The following is a 17,302-nucleotide window of genomic DNA, read 5'->3' as shown; positions in this document are numbered from 1 at the left end:
TAAATCTCTTAAACAGCAGTAGCGGGTTGAGCAATACGGGCATCGTGACCGACGAAATCAGGCACTTGCGGGTTGACACCCTTGATTCCCTTGATGGTCATGATCATGTTGTAGAACATCACCAGCACGCCACTCAGGAAACACATCCCACCGACAATGCGGATGATATACAGCACATATTTAGATGCCAGCGCCTGAACAAAAGCGTAGGTCAGCGTACCGTCGGCTTCTGTCGAACGCCACATCAGCCCTTCCATCACACCGGCAATCCACATTGATGCGATATACAGCACGACGCCGATGGTGGCCATCCAAAAATGGGCCTCAATCAAGGAATTGCTATACATGGACTCGCGTCCGTACAAACGAGGAATCATGTAATACAAGCTGCCAAAAGTAATCATGCGACCCAGCCCAGCGCACCCGAGTGCACATGTGCGACAGTCCATTCGGTGTAGTGGGACAGCGCATTCACGGTCCGGATGGACATCATTGAACCTTCAAAGGTAGACATGCCATAGAACGACAGCGCCACAACCAGAAACTTCAAAATAGGATCGGTACGCAGCTTGTGCCACGCGCCGGACATGGTCATGATGCCGTTGATCATGCCACCCCAGGAAGGCGCCAGCAGAATCAGGGAGAACGCCATGCCCAGGCTTTGCGTCCAGTCAGGCAATGAGGTGTAGAGCAAATGATGCGGGCCGGCCCACATATAGGTAAAGGCCAGCGCCCAGAAGTGAACAATGGACAGGCGATAGGAATAGATCGGACGATTGGCCTGTTTTGGCACGAAGTAATACATCATGCCCAGGAAACTGGTGGTAAGGAAAAAACCCACCGCGTTATGGCCGTACACCATTGCACCATGGCGTCCTGTGCGCCCGCGTAAGCGGAATAGGAGTTGAACCAGCTATAGGGCAACTCGATGTTGTTGAAGATATGCAGAATGGCGATCGTCAGGATGAACGAGCCGTAGAACCAGTTGGCCACATAAATGTGCTTCATCTTGCGTTTGGCCACCGTCCCGAAAAAGACGATCGCGTAGGCGACCCAGACCAGCGTAATCAAAATGTCGATAGGCCATTCAAGCTCGGCATATTCTTTACTGGTGGTGTAGCCGGCCGGCAGTGTGATCGCAGCGGCACAATGACCAGTTGCCAGCCCCAGAAAGTAAACGAGGCCAGTGGCCCACAGAACAGGCGTGTCTGACAGGTGCGCTGGACGACGTAATAGGAGGTCGCAAACAGTGCACTACCACCAAAGGCAAAAATAACCGCATTGGTGTGCAGCGGGCGCAGACGACCGTAACTGAGCCAGTCCACGACGTTCAGTTCCGGCCAGACCAGTTGTGCTGCAATGTAGACACCCACAAACATGCCAACAATTCCCCACACAACGGTCATGATGGTGAACTGGCGCACGACTGTGTAATTGAAGTTCTCCGCGTCTGCGGAGCGCGCATTCTGGGTACGCATAAAATTTCCCCTAAAAAAAACCCTATTGTTCAATCTTAAATAGATCCGAACGCAGCGATTTGATAAATATCAAGTTGCTCCAAGACATAGGTTAAACAGGCGCAAAACCATGCTTAGCCAGCCGGGCTGTGACGAGGAAAACAACAGTTTTATCAAGTGACTCTCGACACGCGGACGCAGTGGCAGCGGTGATTCAGCCGCTACGATTTGGCAGAAGAAGCGCGGACGGCGACGCCGTCGCGCCCGCTATCGGACGATCCGATAACAGCATCATCATCTTGCAATATCACGCTTGCGTTGGTGTCGCTGTCTTCGAACTGACCGGACATCACTGCCCAGTACAGCACGCCGCCGATACTCATGACGAACAGAAAAGCCAGGAAAACCAGAAGAAAGAATACGTCCATGGCAGTACTAGGCCGACGACGAGTTAACCGCGATAGTGCCGGAGCCGACGGGCTTGCCGAAGGTGTAGTTCTTATAGAAATGCCAGGCATAGAACGCGACTGCCAGCGATGAAACCAGCATGGTTATGGCTGCAAGCCATGGCTGCACCAGGCCAATCATGGCAAATGGAATCATAAGCAGATGCCACAACAACGAGCCGTAAAGAGAACGGCGAGCGACGCTAACGGTTTGCGCACGCAAGCCAGCAAGTGCTTGCTGGCAAAGTGGCGGACTACCAAGAACAATGGCGCGCGCCGCTGCCTGTGCAGAAGGAACTGCCATCGCCATGGCGCAGGGACAACTCATGACAAACAGCGCAACCAATACTGGCAAGGCGTGCTCGGCATCAATATAGAAATACCAGACGAGCGCAGAAACCAGGGAGAGCGCAATTTGTATACTCACGAAATACAGCCCGATCCGGTCGGCTGTATCGGCCAGCAATCTGAACTCCTGATCGAAAAGCTGATCGAATGCCGTGCCGCCCGACTGCCTGGCAGCAAGCGCCAGATAGCGCGCCGTAAGCACGAAAGCGACGAACATGGCAATGGATTCGAAATAGACGTCGCCGGATTGGCGAAAGGTTGCGATGGCGCTGGGAATAAACGCCACCACAATACCCAGGCCAATGGGCCAATTCATGGATTGTTGATGGGTATCCTGTGGATCCCGGCTGACAAAACCCCGCCAGATGGGCCAGGCGCAATAAAGCAGCACCGGCACGGTCAGAAGCAGACTGCACCAGTTCATGACGATAATTGCTGTATCCAGCGTATCGACCGTTTCCGCATCAACGTAGCTGGCACGCAGATAGCCCGGGAAGGCGAACATCATGACCTGCATCATGACCAGCCAGGCCAGCCCGAGCCGGGCAAGCATGTGCCTGCGCTGCAGGCGTTCCTGAACGCCCAGGTCGCTGGGAATCGAGAAGATGGAGGCGGGTTTCATGCCCCCGATCATAGTATCGATTCCAGAAAACTATCTTGATCTATATCAAACTATTCGGCACCTGATGCGCATTGTGCTCGACCGTGGCCGATCATGGCCTGTTCACACAGGATTGAATACGCCCTGGGACAAATAGCGATCCCCGCGATCACAGACAATGAAAACAATGGTGGCGTTGTTCACGCGTTCCGCGGTACGCAAAGCAGCCACCAGGGCACCCGCAGACGAAATACCGCCGAAAATGCCTTCGTTGGCGGCCATATGACGAGCCATGTCTTCGGCCTCCTGCTGCCCGATCAGCTCAAAGTGATCAACACCTGCCCGATTATAGATAGCCGGCTGATATTCTTCGGACCATTTTCTGATACCGGGAATGGACGCGCCAGGAGCCGGTTGTGCACCGATGATCTGGATCTGGGCATTACGCGATTTCAGGTAAGAGCCAACCCCCATGATCGTGCCGGTGGTTCCCATGGCGCTCACGAAATGCGTCACCTGTCCATCTGTTTGCTGCCAGATTTCCGGCCCGGTGCCTTCGATGTGGGCGCGTGGGTTATCGGGGTTGGCAAACTGGTCGAGCACCTTGCCCTTGCCTTCGGCTTGCATCGATTGAGCCAGATCCCGCGCATACTCCATCCCGCCTTTGTCTGCCGGCGTCAGGATCAGCTGGGCGCCGTAAGCATTCATCGATGCACGACGTTCCACAGACAGGTTATCTGGCATGATCAGAATCATTTTATAGCCACTGATGGCCGCTGCCATGGCCAACGCAATACCGGTATTGCCGCTGGTGGCTTCGATAAGCGTGTCGCCGGGCCGGATTTCACCGCGTGCCTGCGCATGTCGGATCATGGACAATGCCGGCCTGTCCTTGACAGAACCGGCCGGATTATTGCCTTCAAGCTTGGCCAGAATCACATTGCCGCGCGCCTCGCCCAGGTGTGCTGGGATGCGCTGCAGGCGCACCAGAGGCGTGTTGCCGATGGTATCTTCGATTGTAGGGTACGATTTTGTCATGATAGGTCTGAATGGAATGTGGGATACCCCGAAAATCCATGTGGGCATCGTAAGTTGCGAACAACCCTGGCCACCCGAAGTGGGCTGAACAGGCGCTTGGTGAGGGTAATCATAGCACTCATAATAAAGCCTGCATGGCTTATTCCCTGACCCATCAATGGGTTTTGACCTGTGCGCCGGTGCCGGCAGGACCCTTTCCCAACCCTGCCGGTTCGCTGCCTGCCCGCGGGCGTGGCCGGATCAACATTGGCATGGCCGGAATGGGCGCGTACGTCAGGTGCTCGCCGGCACGCTTCTGATCATCTGTTGATTCGCGACCAACAACCAATTTATCTCTGACCGACGCGAACTGACCAGGATCAGAACGGCCAGGCTTGCTGCTGCGTGACCGGGCACTGACCGACGGGTGCCCGACAGGGTACCCGGCAAGTGCGCCCACCCGAACGCCCTGTTCGCGCAATACCTGCAGTTTTTTCGGCCCCACCCCGGCAACCCGGCCGCCAGATCCTCCAGGGAGACAAAGCGGCCTCGCTGCCGGGCCGTCAGAATGCGGTCAGCCAATTTATCGCCAACGCCCTTGATGGCACGCAGTTGGGCCCGCGTTGCCTGATTCAGGTCTAGCGCATGAACGGGAGAAAACCCTGATACAAGAAAAAAACAAAACAGCAAAAGCTGGCAACGGCAGTCACGGACAAATGACATAAGCAAGACGACACGAAGAACGGTAAAAAAAGATGCCTATAGTGTGCCATAGCGACGCTAGCGGAACCTGGCTGGCAGATAGAATGATCCGATGGCGGAAACCGAGGCGAGCAAACCGATAGGTTCAGGTGTGGGAGACATAGGGACAGGACCTGATTTGGGTGGCCATCGTCAACGACAATAGAAAACCCGGACGCACTTGATGTGCTCCGGGTTGGTTCAACGACCATGATAGACCTGACGGACCTGATCAGTCGGATACCTCTGATACGTCTGGTACAGTGGATTTGCCTGAAGTGGCCCGCAAAAGCCTGGACGCAAACTCCCGGCTGCAAGCGCTATGCGTTATCCGAACGCAAGCGGCGAATATAACTGGATACGCCCTGCTCCACATCGTTCATCTCGGCCTTGAAACCAGCAGCCCGCAGCCGGGTGGTGTCAGCCTGCGTAAAGCTTTGATAGCGTCCTTTGAGATCATCGGGGAATGGAATATAGCGAATCAGCCCCTCGCGGACCAGCGCATCCAGCGACAGGCGCGCTTCGTTTCTCTCTTCCCTCAGGGTATTGACGACCGCGCAGGCGATGTCGTTAAAGGGCTGCGCCCGGCCGGTACCGCAATTGAAAATACCAGACTGTTCCGGATGATCCAGGAAAAACAGGTTGACTGCGACCACATCATCTACTGAAATAAAATCGCGCCGCTGACCGCCGTCTTCGTAGCCATCCCAGCCGCCAAAAAGCCGCACATGACCTTCCGTCAGAAACTGGTTCATATTGTGAAAGGCAACAGAGGCCATACGGCCCTTGTGCTGTTCGTTCGGACCGTACACATTGAAGTAGCGAAGACCCACGACTTGTGCCGTACGATGCTCAAAACGCTCGCGCACGACCTGGTCAAACAGGAACTTTGAATAGCCGTATACGTTCAGTGGCTTTTCATTTTCGAGCGCCTCGATGTAATCGGGTCCCCCACCGTACACTGCGGCGGAAGAGGCGTAAATAAAGGGAATACTGCGTGCCTGGCAGAAATTAAATAGCTCCAGCGTCACCCGATAGTTGTTATCCATCATGTAACGACCGTTTCTCTCAGTGGTGTCCGAACAGGCGCCCTGATGAAAAATGGCCGTAATCGGGCCGAACTGGCCGCTGTTGACGCGGGTACGAAATTCGTCCTTGTCCATATAATCGGCAATGATTCCTGACCGCAGATTGACGAACTTGTCGCCATCGGTCAGATCGTCTACAGCCAGAATATTGGTAATGCCCCTGTTGTTCAGGCCACGCACGAGATTGCTGCCAATGAAACCCGCGGCTCCGGTTACGATAATCATGTCAGTTCCTCTGCACTTACAATAGATGTTCCGAGTTTACCTACTACTATACCACCGGCCTGGTTAGCCCATTCGACGGCCTCATGCCAGTCTGCGCCAGCGGCTCGGGTCACGGCCATGGTCGCCAGAACCGTATCGCCGGCCCCGGAGACATCAAAAACCTCTTGCGCAGCTGCATCCACATGGAATCGCCCGGCCTCGGTGTATAACGTCATTCCCTGTTCCGAGCGCGTAATCAGCAGCGCCTCAAGCGCAAGCCGTTGGCGCAGGCTCTGTGCAGACAACGTCAGTTCTTCTTCCGTCTTCCACTTGCCAACTGCCTGCTGCATTTCTCCGCGGTTCGGAGAAATCAGGTTCGCGCCCGCATAACGGTCATACTCTTCCCCTTTGGGATCAACCAGGACCGGTATGTCGCGTTCGCGCGCCAGTTTAATCAGCAGTGCACAATGCGTGAGCACACCTTTGGCATAATCGGAGAGAACCACAATATCATGATCGTCCAGCAGGCGGCGATACTGTTGTTCCAGCCGCTGCAGGGTCTGTTCGTCGGGCAGATAGTCAAAGTCAATTCGCAACAATTGCTGCTGACGCCCCAGTACACGCATTTTCAGCGTTGTATGCATGGAGGCGTCGATCAATAACTGGGTATCGATACCGGCTTCGCGCGCCAGCCTGGCGATCTGCTCGCCGGCCTCATCGTCGCCCACGATGCCCAACAAGGTGACCCCACCGCCGAGCGCAACAATGTTGCGGGCCACGTTGGCCCCGCCGCCCAACCGGTCTTCCCGTTTGGCCACGCGCACTACCGGCACTGGGGCCTCTGGCGAAATACGCTCGACTTCTCCGAACCAGTAGCGGTCAAGCATCACATCGCCCACCACCAGAACACGGATCTGTCTGATTTTTTCTATCGGAAATGCACGCATACGACTATTCCTCTGGGCGGCGTGGCGAGTAAGTTTCCCATGAATTGCAGCCAGGGCATTGCCAGTAATAGGTCTGTGCCTGGAATCCGCAGATCCGGCAGGCATATTTGTCCATACGCCGGGTGTGCTTGTCAATCATGGCGCGCAATAAAGGCAGGTCAAAATCGGGCATATGTTGCTGCAGTTCGCCCTGCCCGCCCGAATGCTGCTCTTGCGCCAATTCGCTTTGCAGCACTTTGTCAAAGCCTAGCAGAGACGGATGCTGGCGCAAGGAGTCCTGAGCAAACTGCCAGGCGGGGGCAAACCCCTGCTTGCGCAATGCGGCAAACACCACTTCGAATACATCCAGTGAAGGATGCGCAAAGTAATGACCCCTGAGCAGGCTGAGTGCTTGTTCTTCCTGGCCGCTGGCAGCGAAATTATCCATGATTTGCTTGGCCACCAGGCCGGCAAACTCAGGTGATCGTTCCAGCGATGAGAGCAGCCACTGGCGCTCGGTACTGGCGTCGCCAGGCGGCGGGCCAGATAGGCGCGCAACATGGCGATACGCGCATAAGACGCCTGGGAACCACCTTGCTCCATGTTGTGCCTGGCTTCGCGCTCGGCGGCATCCAGCTCTGCGGCAACACGGTCAAAATCCGGCTCTTTCGCACTTAATGCGGCCTGAGCCCGCTCGCAATGATAATGGACGCGTTGCGGCAACGGTTCGTCGGTCAGTTCGCGCAGGCGCGCCGCGGCGGCAATCGCTTTTTCCCAATCGTGCTCTGCTTCGTAAATACGAATCAGCGCCCGGGTCGCGGAAACGCCATAACTGGTATTTTGCACTTCCTTGAACGCATTTTCAGCGCGGTCAAACATACCCGCCTTGAAGTAATCCTGGGCGATTTCATGCAGGGCATGCTCTCTGTCGGGGCGCGGTAAATCTGAGCGGGACAGCAGGCTTTGATGTACCCGAATGGCTCGCTCGATTTCGCCGCGACGCCGAAACAGGTTGCCAAGCGCAAAATGCAATTCGGTTGTTTCCGAATCGAGCTTGGCTACTTCGACAAATGCATCAATCGCCTTGTCATGATCTTCATTGAGCAGAAAATTGAGCCCGCGAAAATAGGAATCGGGCAAATTCCTGCTTTCAGAGACGATCTGCCGGACATCCACCTTGGCTGCGATCCACCCCAGTCCGAACAAAATGGGGATCAGAATCAGCACCATGCTTCAAAGTCCAACTGCGGTCTCCCGGGCAGGCGTGTTCAAGGCGGTGCTTGTTGAGGCAACGCTGCTGCGCAGCCGCAATTCTTCGGCCTTGAGCGCTTCCAGCGACTGGCGGGTATCTGCCACATCACGGTTCAGGCGCTCTACCTCGCCCTTGAGACGCCCGACTTCACGGGTTTTGCGCAAGCGCGTTGGAATGCTGACCAGCCAGGCAAACAGTGCGCCAACGAAAAATGCAAGCAATAGCACGACAATGAGCGGTACACCGGCAAAGGTATAATCACCAAAAAACCGCACAGTGACGGGGTCGGTGTTTTTGAGTGCGAACAATAATACCAACAGAAAAACGATGATTCGCAATGCCCAGACAATGTAACGCATTGGCCTGCTCCTGAAATTGAATTATTCGTCATTGTAATGCGAATTGGCTGTCTAAAAACAAAAACCCCGATTTTGTAATCGGGGTTTTTGGACTTCATTAAGAAACGAACACCTGCCTGATTTAATCAGAGATTGGCTACCTTGGCCGCCTGGGCGTCAAATTGGCCATTCTCGGATGAATCCTGCTTGGTATCGTCAGCAGAGGTAAAAACAGAATCAACGCGCTCGCGCAATTCTTTGCCCGCCTTAAAGTGAGGCACCCGTTTGCCGGGGACCATCACCTGTTCGCCGGACTTGGGATTGCGCCCAACCCGTGGAGCACGCGTTGACAGCGAGAAGCTGCCAAAACCGCGAATTTCAATGCGCTGACCTCTGGATAGAGCAACGGTCATGGCATCAAGCATCGTCTTGACAGCGAAGTCGGTGTCACGGGCAGCCAGCTGTGGATAGCTGGCCGCTAGTGCTTCAATCAACTCTGATTTAGTCACAGCTTAATCGTCTTTAGCTTGGTCGAGCTTCGCCTTGAGCAAAGCTCCCAGGTTAGTCGTACCGGATGACGCACTGGTATCGCTCATGCGTTGCAACGCCTCTGCGCGGTCTCAGCATTGTCACGTGCCTTGATTGACAACTGGATTGAACGCGCCTTGCGATCGACGTTCAGGATCATGGCTTCGATGTTCTGGCCTTCTTTCAGGACAGTGGTCGCATCTTCGACACGGCCGGCTGAAATTTCAGAAGCGCGCAGATAGCCTTCAACCTCAAGTGACAGCGTAACAACTGCACCTTTGGCTTCAACAGACTTGATCACGCCAGGAACAACGGCGCCCTTGTCGTTCGTTGCAACGTAGTTGTTGAACGGATCGCCTTCGAGCTGTTTGATACCAAGAGAAATACGCTCTTTGTCGGTATCGATCGCCAGTACCACGGCATCAATCTCGTCGCCTTTCTTGAAGTTGCGCACGGCTTCTTCACCAGAATCGGCCCATGACAGGTCAGACAGGTGAACCAGACCATCGATACCGCCAGGCAGACCGATGAATACGCCAAAGTCGGTAATGGATTTGATTGCGCCATGGACTTTGTCACCACGTTTGAAGTTGGTGGCAAAATCTTCCCATGGGTTCGCACGGCACTGTTTCATGCCAAGTGAAATACGACGACGATCTTCGTCGATTTCCAGAACCATGACTTCAACTTCTTCGCCCAGGCTAACCACTTTGCGCGGATCAACGTTTTTGTTGGTCCAGTCCATTTCGGAAACGTGTACCAGACCTTCGATACCGGTTTCGACTTCAACAAACGCACCGTAGTCAGTAAGATTGGTGACTTTACCGAACAGGCGTGTGCCTTGCGGATAGCGACGTGCCAGACCGACCCATGGATCTTCGCCCAGCTGTTTGACGCCCAGGGAAACGCGGCTCTTGTCCTGATCAAACTTAAGAACCTTGGCCTGCACTTCCTGACCAACGGACAGGACTTCAGATGGGTGGCGAACACGACGCCATGCCATATCGGTAATGTGCAACAGACCGTCGATACCGCCCAGGTCAACGAATGCGCCGTAATCGGTAATGTTTTTGACCACACCGGTAACCACTGCGCCTTCTTTCAGGTTTTCCAGCAGTTTCTGACGCTCTTCGCCCATGTTCACTTCAAGAACAGAACGACGTGACAGCACGACGTTATTGCGTTTGCGATCGAGTTTAATAACTTTAAACTCCATCGTTTTGCCTTCGTATGGCGTCGTATCCTTGACAGGACGCAGATCAACCAGTGAACCAGGCAAAAAGGCGCGAATGCCGTTAGTCATGACAGTAAGGCCGCTCCTTCACTTTTCCAGTGATGGTGCCGGTTACCATTTCGCCAGACTCGAGCGCTTTCTCGAGTGACAGCCATGCAGACAGACGTTTAGCACGATCACGGGACAGGATGGTGTCGCCGTAACCGTTTTCGAGTGAATCAATGGCAACAGAAACGAAGTCACCTTCGGCAACTTCCAGTTCGCCCTGATCATTCAGGAATTCTTCGAGAGGGATGAGAGATTCGGACTTCAATCCCGCATTAACTACGACAAAGTTGTGATCGACACGGACCACTTCGGCTGAAATCACTTCACCTGATTTCATATCCTGGTTTTTTACGCTTTGAGCAAATAGATCAGCAAAGCTTTCGCCACCAGTGGCGTCTTGTAAAGAAATGGATGACATTAGAAAAATCCCGGGACCATCACGGTCTCCTGGCCTTAAAAACACGCTTTGGCAGAACAGCCTGCCGCGGCGGAGTGAAAAAACCTTTCGTCTGAACTCAGACGAAAGCCCTTGAAATTCAACAGTAACGCAGGTGACTTTCGCGCCTGCCATGACCGTTGAAAAACTGCTCTGTGCCCTATGGGGCAGCCATAATACTGGCAACCTCAGGGGAATATTGGTACTGCTACTGCAATCCTGCTGCCTGACCGCGCTGGTGCATCGGATATGAATGCGGACGATGCTGAACCGAAAAACGCTGAACCGACGACTGCTGAACAATCACCCCCGGTTCCAGCCGACTTACCGGCCCGCTCATTCGCTGTTACGTTTTGTTGCGCCAGTGAGCCAGGATGCGCTCGACGGTCTGATCAATTCCCAAATCGGAAGAATCGACCACTACGGCATCATCTGCTGGTTTCAGTGGCGCCACCAAACGGTTCTGATCCCGGTCGTCGCGCGCTTTCAAATCCTTTAACAAGTCGCCAAGATTAGCAGAAAAACCTTTTTCGATCAACTGCTTATAGCGTCTTTGCGCACGCGCATCAACGTCTGCAATCAGGAAAATCTTAAGAGAAGCATCTGGAAATACGACGGTTCCCATATCCCGACCATCGCAAACCAGGCCTGGAGCCTGCCGAAACGCCCGCTGGCGCTCCAGCAAGGCATCGCGCAATGGCTGCAGCGGTGCAATTCGCGAGGCCATGTCGCCGATATGCTCCTGGCGCAACTGCTCGGTGACGTCGTCGTTGTCAAGCAACACTTTGTCGCCCTGAAAGCGGACATCCAGCCCTCGTGCAATATCGGCCAGCGCATTGTCGTCAGTATCGGCCACACCGCGCCTGAGCGCTGCGAGCGCACTCAGACGGTACAGCGCGCCGCTATCGAGGACGGACCAGCCCAGGGCATCGGCCACCCGGGCAGCGACCGTGCCTTTGCCTGAGGCGGTCGGGCCATCAATGGCAATAACAGGAATAGGATCGTCCGCCCGCACTCGGCCAGTCATGACACCCCTTCCTGCGCGGTTGTAACAAGCGCATCATAAACTAAGAAATAGTCTGGAAATGTCTTGCTGACGCACGCAGGATCCAGGATGGTAACGCCAACCGGCCCGAATACGGCCAGCGAAAAGCACATGGCCATACGATGATCATCGTAGGTCGCAATCTGCGCTGTTCGCCATTTGCCGGGCTCGGGCGGGGTAATACGAATCCAGTCGGGTCCCGATTCAACCATTGCACCCAGTTTGCTCAACTCGGTATGCATGGCATGAATGCGATCCGTTTCCTTGACGCGCCAACTGCCAATATTGCGCAACATACAAGGGCCGTCAGCGTACAGGGCCAGCACCGCTGCTGTCATGGCCGCATCGGGAATCAGGTTGAAATCTTCGTCAAATGCCGGCAAAGGCTGATCAGCGACACTTTGCTGTCTCTCGGAGATCAGACATTGGTCCTGATAGGTAATTTTTCCGCCCAGCCGCTCGATAAATTGCGCAAACGCAATATCGCCCTGAATGCTGTCCCTGCCGATACCGTTGATTTGTACCGGCCCCTGGCCAAGCAGCCCCAGGGCCAGAAAGTAAGATGCGCTGGAGGCATCGCCCTCGACAGCAACCGTACCGGGACTGGTGTAGCGACTGTCCGCCGCGATGGTAAAGCGTTGCCAGCCTTCCTGCACAACGGTCACGCCAAATCGCGCCATCAATTGCAGGGTAATGGCGATATACGGCCTGGAGATCAGCTCTCCCTGAACCTGCAAGGTGATATCGTGGCCGACACGCGCCGCCAGGATCGGGGCGATCATCAGAAAGGCGGTCAAAAACTGACTGGACACATTGCCCTGAATCGGGATCGGGCCATCAACATGCAGTTGCGCAGGTGAGATCTGCAGCGGCGGGTAACCGACTTGGCCCTCATAGCGGATCTGTGCACCCACAGCCTGCAGTGCCGTGACCAGGTCTCCGACCGGACGTTCATGCATACGGGGCACGCCATGCAGACGGTAATGCCCCTGCGCCACCGCCAGCGCTGCGGTCAATGGGCGAAACGCTGTACCGGCATTGCCCAGAAACAGATCTGCCTGCGTTTGAGGAAACGACCCCTTGCCGTGCACCACAACCTGATTCTCGCCTGCCTGATCAATCTGTAGCCCAAGCGCGCGCAACGCGGCAAGCATGACGCGCGTGTCATCCGAATCGAGTAGCCCGTCAATGTGCGTGTTGCCTTCTGACAGGCTGCCAGCAAGAGAACCCGGTTCGAAATGCTTTTCGATCCAGGCAACGCCATTTTCCCCTGGACCCGTACAGCCGGGGCCAGATATTGACTTGCTTCACTCATGATGGTGGATTCTCCCAATCTCGCCGCGCCTGGGCCGCGGCTGCCAGCCATGCCTCAAACGCGTCGTTGTTGCCGCTCTCCAGTATTTGCCGGGCTTGCTCCAGACACGCTTGAAAGCGGGTAATTTCCTCTAACATGCACTCGCGATTACTTGAAAATATATCGCGCCACATGACCGGTGGACCGGCGGCGATTCGCGTGAAATCACGAAACCCGCTGCCCGCGTATTTAAGCTTGCTATCGGCTTGCTCAGCATCCAGCAGGCTGTACATATAAAGCGCAGACAGAAAGTGCGGCATATGGCTGACGGCGGCAAATATGCGATCATGCGCTGCAGCGCCCATCGAACTGACAGTGGAACCACAGGCTTCCCATAACCGGGTCAGCAGATCGATCTGCTCCGGCGCATTCTCCTGTAACGGCGCCAGGATAACCTGCTTTTGTTCAAACAGAAAAGCATTGGCCGCGGCAGGGCCAGATGTTTCAGCGCCTGCAATGGGATGTCCGGGAACAAACTGCCTCACGCGGTCGCCCAGCGAGCGTCGGGCCATGCCAGCCACCTGTTGCTTGGTGCTGCAAACATCGGTAATGATCGTGCGTGGCGCTAAAAATGGCTTGATCGCATTGCATACCGATTCAAATGCAGAAACCGGCGTTGCGATGACGATCACGTCTGCCTGCGAGACCTGCTCGAAAGACGCAATTGTGTCGATGATGCCCAGTTCCAGCGCCTTGTTGATGCTTGCCGGATCCTGACTGATGCCCAGGACCTTGCCGACAACCCCATTGCGCTTGAGCGACAATGCCAGTGAGCCGCCAATCAGGCCGACGCCAACGACGGCCAGAACCGGAATCCGAAGCTGCGGCGCTGCAGCCGCATCTTGCGCACTGGCCTTGCTTGCCATCACTTGCCCAGCACCTCTTTGAGCGCGCTGATGAATTTGGCGTTCTCCTCGGGTAATCCGATAGAAACGCGCAAATGCTCGGGCAGGCCGTCGCCGACAACTGGGCGCACGATGACGCCTCGCTGTAGCAGCGCTGTATTGACAGCTGCCGCATCGCCTACACGCAGCAGAATGAAGTTGCCGAAGCTGGGGACAAATTCCAGGCCCATTTCGGTAAACTGCGCCGAGAGCCAGCGTTTGCCATCACGATTCAGTTCGTAGGTTTTCTCAAGAAACGCTGTGTCCTTGAGTGCCGCAACTGCAGCTACCTGCGCCAGCAAATTCACATTGAACGGCTGGCGAACGCGATTTAAGTAGTCAGTCATTTCCGGGCGCGCAATGGCAAACCCCATGCGCATCCCTGCCAGACCATAGGCTTTGGAAAACGTACGGACCACAATGACATTGGCAAAATCTCTGACCAGTTGGGCACTGTCAAACCGCAGTTGCGGATCCAGATACTCGTTATACGCTTCATCCAGCACCACAGTGACGCGATTGCCATAGGCGGCATGCACTTTTTCAACAAAACTGCGGATTACTTCGCCGCTATGGAAGGTACCGGTGGGATTATTTGGATTGGCAATAAAGACCAGACGTGTATCGTCGGCAATAGCCTCGAACATGGCTTGTAGATCGTGACCGTAACTCGCCGCCGGCACTTTAATATGGGTGGCGCCGCGCGCCTGCGTTGCCAGCTGGTAAACAATGAATGCGTGCTCGGCATAAACGCAGGATGCCTGTTGGTCGAGAATGGCCAGCGAAATAATTTCCAGCAGATCGTTGGAGCCATTACCGACAGTCAGCCAGTTGGCAGGGACCTGGTAATGCGCCGCCAGCGCCTGTTTGAGTGAAAAGGCATTAGGATCGGGGTAGCGACCCAGCGCCTGTCCAGGCACGCTTTCAAGAAAGGTGCTGATTGCCTGGCGCACCGAATCGGACATACCCAGCGGATTTTCATTGGATGCCAGCTTGACAATGCTGGCCGGATCAAGCCCGTACTCTCGCGCCAGATCCTCGATAGGCTTGCCTGCCTGGTATGGCATCATTGCATCGACATTACTGGATATACCGAACCCATTGGCTATACCGGACATTCAAATCACCTTCTATTGCATTGGGTAGGAACCCAGAATTTTAAAAAATGCGGACTGCTGTTTCAGTTCTTCCAGCGCCCGGGCCACGTTCTCGTCAGAACAGTGGCCTAATACATCGACATAAAAATAATATTCCCACTGACCGGTACGCGCTGGCCGGGATTCGAAACGGGTCATTGACACGCCATTGCGCGCAAACGGGCTGATCATCTCGTATACCGCACCGACGCGATTAGGCACCGCAAAAATCAGGCTGGTCTGATCGCGCCCGCTGGGCGCTGTTTCAATATTGCCAATAGCCAGAAAGCGGGTTTTGTTATTGGCGTCGTCCTGAATACCTGAAGCCACCAGCCCGAGGTTCCAGAAAACAGCGGCAGTTTCGCCGGCGATTGCCGCAACGCTTTCGTCCTGAGCGGCATGTCTGGCCGCCTCGGAATTGCTGGCTGCGGGCACGATGTCAAGCGTCGGATGATGTTGCGACAGCCATTTCTGGCACTGCGCCAGTGCTTGCGGATGCGCCATGATGCTTTTGACGCCATCCATGGTTCCATGCTGGCTCATCAGACAGTGACGGATGGGAATGGAGCGAACCCCATGCACCTTGACGGTGGAATTGAGAAACAGATCCAGCGTTCTGTTGACGGCCCCTTCGGTGGAGTTTTCCACTGGCACCATGCCGACATCGGCCTGCCCTGCCTCAACGGCACGAAACACCTCATCAAAGGACGGACACGGCAGCGCATGGACCGAATGACCGTAGAACTCCATGGCAGCCTGCTCGGAAAACGACCCTTCTGGACCCAGATAGGCCACGGTCAACCCTTTTTCCAGGCCTCGGCACACCGAAATGATTTCTGCCCAGACGGCCCGCACACCAGTTTCAGTAAAGGTACCGTAGCGATTGAGCTCCTGCAGCGCCGGATGACCTGGGCTTCACGCTCGGGCTTGAGTACGGCGCTGTCAGCCTGATGCTCGTGCTTGACCCGACCTACATCGATTGCGGTTTGCGCCCGCTGATTAAGCAGTTCAAGAATATCGCGGTCGATTTGGTCAATTTTGTCGCGCAGCGGTTTGAGCGCATTCTGTAGTGAATTATCCATGCGTGCGCTCGAACTCTTTCATGAAGTCAATAAGTGTTGTAACGCCTTCCATGGGCATGGCGTTATAGATGGATGCACGCACACCGCCGACAGACTTGTGTCCTTTGAGCGCCAGCAGATGTTGTTGCGCGGCTTCTTTCAGAAAACGACTGGTCAGCTCTTCGCTGGCCAGCGTAAACGGCACATTCATGCGCGAACGGAACGCAGGTTGTATCGGATTGGCGTAAAAATCGCTGCTATCTATCTGGGCATACAAGGCTTGCGATTTGGCCAGGTTGTGTTTTTCAATCTCAGCCAGTCCGCCCAGTTGGAGCAGCCATTTGAACACCAGCCCGCAAATGTAGATGCCGTAGCTCGGTGGCGTGTTGTAGCGGGAACGCTCTTTTGCCACGTTCACATAATCGAAAGCCGATGGCGTGCATGCAAGCGCGTGGCCCAGCATATCCCTACGCACAATCACCATAGTGACGCCGGCAGGGCCTGCGTTTTTCTGTGCGCCCGCATACACCATGCCCGTGCGGGAAACATCCAGCGGACGTGACAGAAAATGCGAAGACGCATCAAGCACCAGCGGCACATCAGGCACACCCAGCGCCTGCATATCAGGCATTTGCGCTATTTCCACGCCACCAATGGTTTCATTGCTGCAATAATGCAGATAAGAGGCATCGGGCTGTACGCGCCAGGAATCAAGCGGCGGCACCCAGCTCCAGGCACCATACGTCACGCCATCGATCTGCATGTCTGTATCAGCAGCAGCAGCTACGCGTGCATTGCCGTAGCGTTGCGCCTCTTTATGTGACTTGACCGACCAGCTGCCGGTAAGAACGTAATCGGCGCTATTGGATGGATTGCGCGCAATCAGGTTCATCGGGACAATGGCGTTTTCTGCCGTGGCACCACCCTGCATGAAAATCACGGCATAATCGTCAGAGACGCCCAACAGGGTGCGCAGGTCGTCTTCAGCCTCGTCGCAGATTTGCGTAAATTCGGCGCCCCGGTGACTCATTTCCATGACCGACATGCCACTGCCGCGCCAGTCGAGCATTTCGGCGGCTGCCTGCTCCAGAACAGGCTTGGGCAGGACAGCCGGCCCGGCCGAAAAATTCCAAAATTGCGTACCCATTGTTTACCCTG

General features: G+C 55.2%; 12 protein-coding genes and 6 pseudogenes. All 18 read right to left on the bottom strand.

Going from position 1 to position 17,302, the window contains the following annotated elements:
- Positions 1-8 precede the first annotated feature (8 nt).
- The 18 genes and pseudogenes from ccoN to serC all read right to left on the bottom strand — a co-directional run bounded on the left by ccoN (position 9) and on the right by serC (position 17,291).
- Positions 9-1,478, bottom strand: a pseudogene (ccoN, locus tag TKWG_RS08640) (cytochrome-c oxidase, cbb3-type subunit I).
- A gap of 200 nt (positions 1,479-1,678) precedes the next feature.
- Positions 1,679-1,885, bottom strand: coding sequence for a cbb3-type cytochrome oxidase assembly protein CcoS (gene ccoS / locus TKWG_RS08635; protein WP_014750473.1), 207 nt, complete (start codon positions 1,883-1,885; stop codon positions 1,679-1,681).
- A 7-nt stretch (positions 1,886-1,892) separates the two neighbouring features.
- On the bottom strand, positions 1,893-2,873 hold the full coding sequence (locus TKWG_RS08630; protein ID WP_050981710.1) for a P-type ATPase: 981 nt from the start codon (positions 2,871-2,873) through the stop codon (positions 1,893-1,895).
- Positions 2,874-2,975: 102 nt separating this feature from the next.
- A complete protein-coding gene (gene cysM, locus TKWG_RS08625) occupies positions 2,976-3,893 on the bottom strand; it encodes a cysteine synthase CysM (RefSeq protein WP_085946388.1) in 918 nt (305 codons plus the stop codon).
- A gap of 151 nt (positions 3,894-4,044) precedes the next feature.
- The gene (locus TKWG_RS24780) at positions 4,045-4,374 is read right to left on the bottom strand and encodes a hypothetical protein (RefSeq protein ID WP_041709220.1); all 330 of its coding nucleotides are present in this window, start codon (positions 4,372-4,374) and stop codon (positions 4,045-4,047) included.
- 23 nt (positions 4,375-4,397) lie between these two features.
- Positions 4,398-4,592: pseudogene (locus TKWG_RS27025) on the bottom strand (ComEA family DNA-binding protein); the annotation flags it as partial.
- Positions 4,593-4,930: 338 nt separating this feature from the next.
- On the bottom strand, positions 4,931-5,923 hold the full coding sequence (gene rfaD, locus TKWG_RS08615) for an ADP-glyceromanno-heptose 6-epimerase (protein ID WP_014750469.1): 993 nt from the start codon (positions 5,921-5,923) through the stop codon (positions 4,931-4,933).
- On the bottom strand, positions 5,920-6,849 hold the full coding sequence (gene rfaE1 / locus TKWG_RS08610; protein WP_014750468.1) for a D-glycero-beta-D-manno-heptose-7-phosphate kinase: 930 nt from the start codon (positions 6,847-6,849) through the stop codon (positions 5,920-5,922). The genes rfaD and rfaE1 overlap by 4 nt, the downstream gene beginning before the upstream one ends.
- A 4-nt stretch (positions 6,850-6,853) precedes the next feature.
- Positions 6,854-8,072, bottom strand: a pseudogene (lapB, locus tag TKWG_RS08605) (lipopolysaccharide assembly protein LapB).
- A complete protein-coding gene (locus TKWG_RS08600) occupies positions 8,062-8,439 on the bottom strand; it encodes a LapA family protein (protein WP_014750467.1) in 378 nt (125 codons plus the stop codon). The pseudogene lapB and the gene TKWG_RS08600 overlap by 11 nt, the downstream one beginning before the upstream one ends.
- A 125-nt stretch (positions 8,440-8,564) precedes the next feature.
- Positions 8,565-8,927, bottom strand: a complete 363-nt coding sequence (locus TKWG_RS08595) for an integration host factor subunit beta (RefSeq protein ID WP_014750466.1) — start codon at positions 8,925-8,927, stop codon at positions 8,565-8,567.
- A 3-nt stretch (positions 8,928-8,930) separates the two neighbouring features.
- Positions 8,931-10,646: pseudogene (gene rpsA / locus TKWG_RS08590) on the bottom strand (30S ribosomal protein S1).
- Positions 10,647-11,010: 364 nt separating this feature from the next.
- On the bottom strand, positions 11,011-11,691 hold the full coding sequence (gene cmk, locus TKWG_RS08585; RefSeq protein WP_014750465.1) for a (d)CMP kinase: 681 nt from the start codon (positions 11,689-11,691) through the stop codon (positions 11,011-11,013).
- Positions 11,688-13,024 (bottom strand): annotated as a pseudogene (gene aroA / locus TKWG_RS08580) (3-phosphoshikimate 1-carboxyvinyltransferase). The gene cmk and the pseudogene aroA overlap by 4 nt, the downstream one beginning before the upstream one ends.
- The gene (locus TKWG_RS08575; RefSeq protein WP_014750463.1) at positions 13,021-13,929 is read right to left on the bottom strand and encodes a prephenate dehydrogenase; all 909 of its coding nucleotides are present in this window, start codon (positions 13,927-13,929) and stop codon (positions 13,021-13,023) included. Before TKWG_RS08575 ends, aroA begins: the two are co-directional and overlap by 4 nt.
- Entirely contained in the window at positions 13,929-15,065 is a 1,137-nt protein-coding gene (hisC, locus tag TKWG_RS08570) for a histidinol-phosphate transaminase (protein WP_014750462.1), read from the bottom strand. The genes TKWG_RS08575 and hisC overlap by 1 nt, the downstream gene beginning before the upstream one ends.
- A gap of 12 nt (positions 15,066-15,077) precedes the next feature.
- Positions 15,078-16,165, bottom strand: a pseudogene (gene pheA / locus TKWG_RS08565) (prephenate dehydratase).
- Positions 16,158-17,291, bottom strand: a complete 1,134-nt coding sequence (gene serC, locus TKWG_RS08560; RefSeq protein ID WP_014750461.1) for a 3-phosphoserine/phosphohydroxythreonine transaminase — start codon at positions 17,289-17,291, stop codon at positions 16,158-16,160. Before serC ends, pheA begins: the two are co-directional and overlap by 8 nt.
- Positions 17,292-17,302 lie beyond the last annotated feature (11 nt).

Origin of the sequence: Advenella kashmirensis WT001, assembly GCF_000219915.2 — a bacterium.
Classification (GTDB): domain Bacteria; phylum Pseudomonadota; class Gammaproteobacteria; order Burkholderiales; family Burkholderiaceae_B; genus Advenella; species Advenella kashmirensis.
Note: the sequence above shows the minus strand (reverse complement) of the source record. Positions and strands in the feature narration are given on the sequence as shown.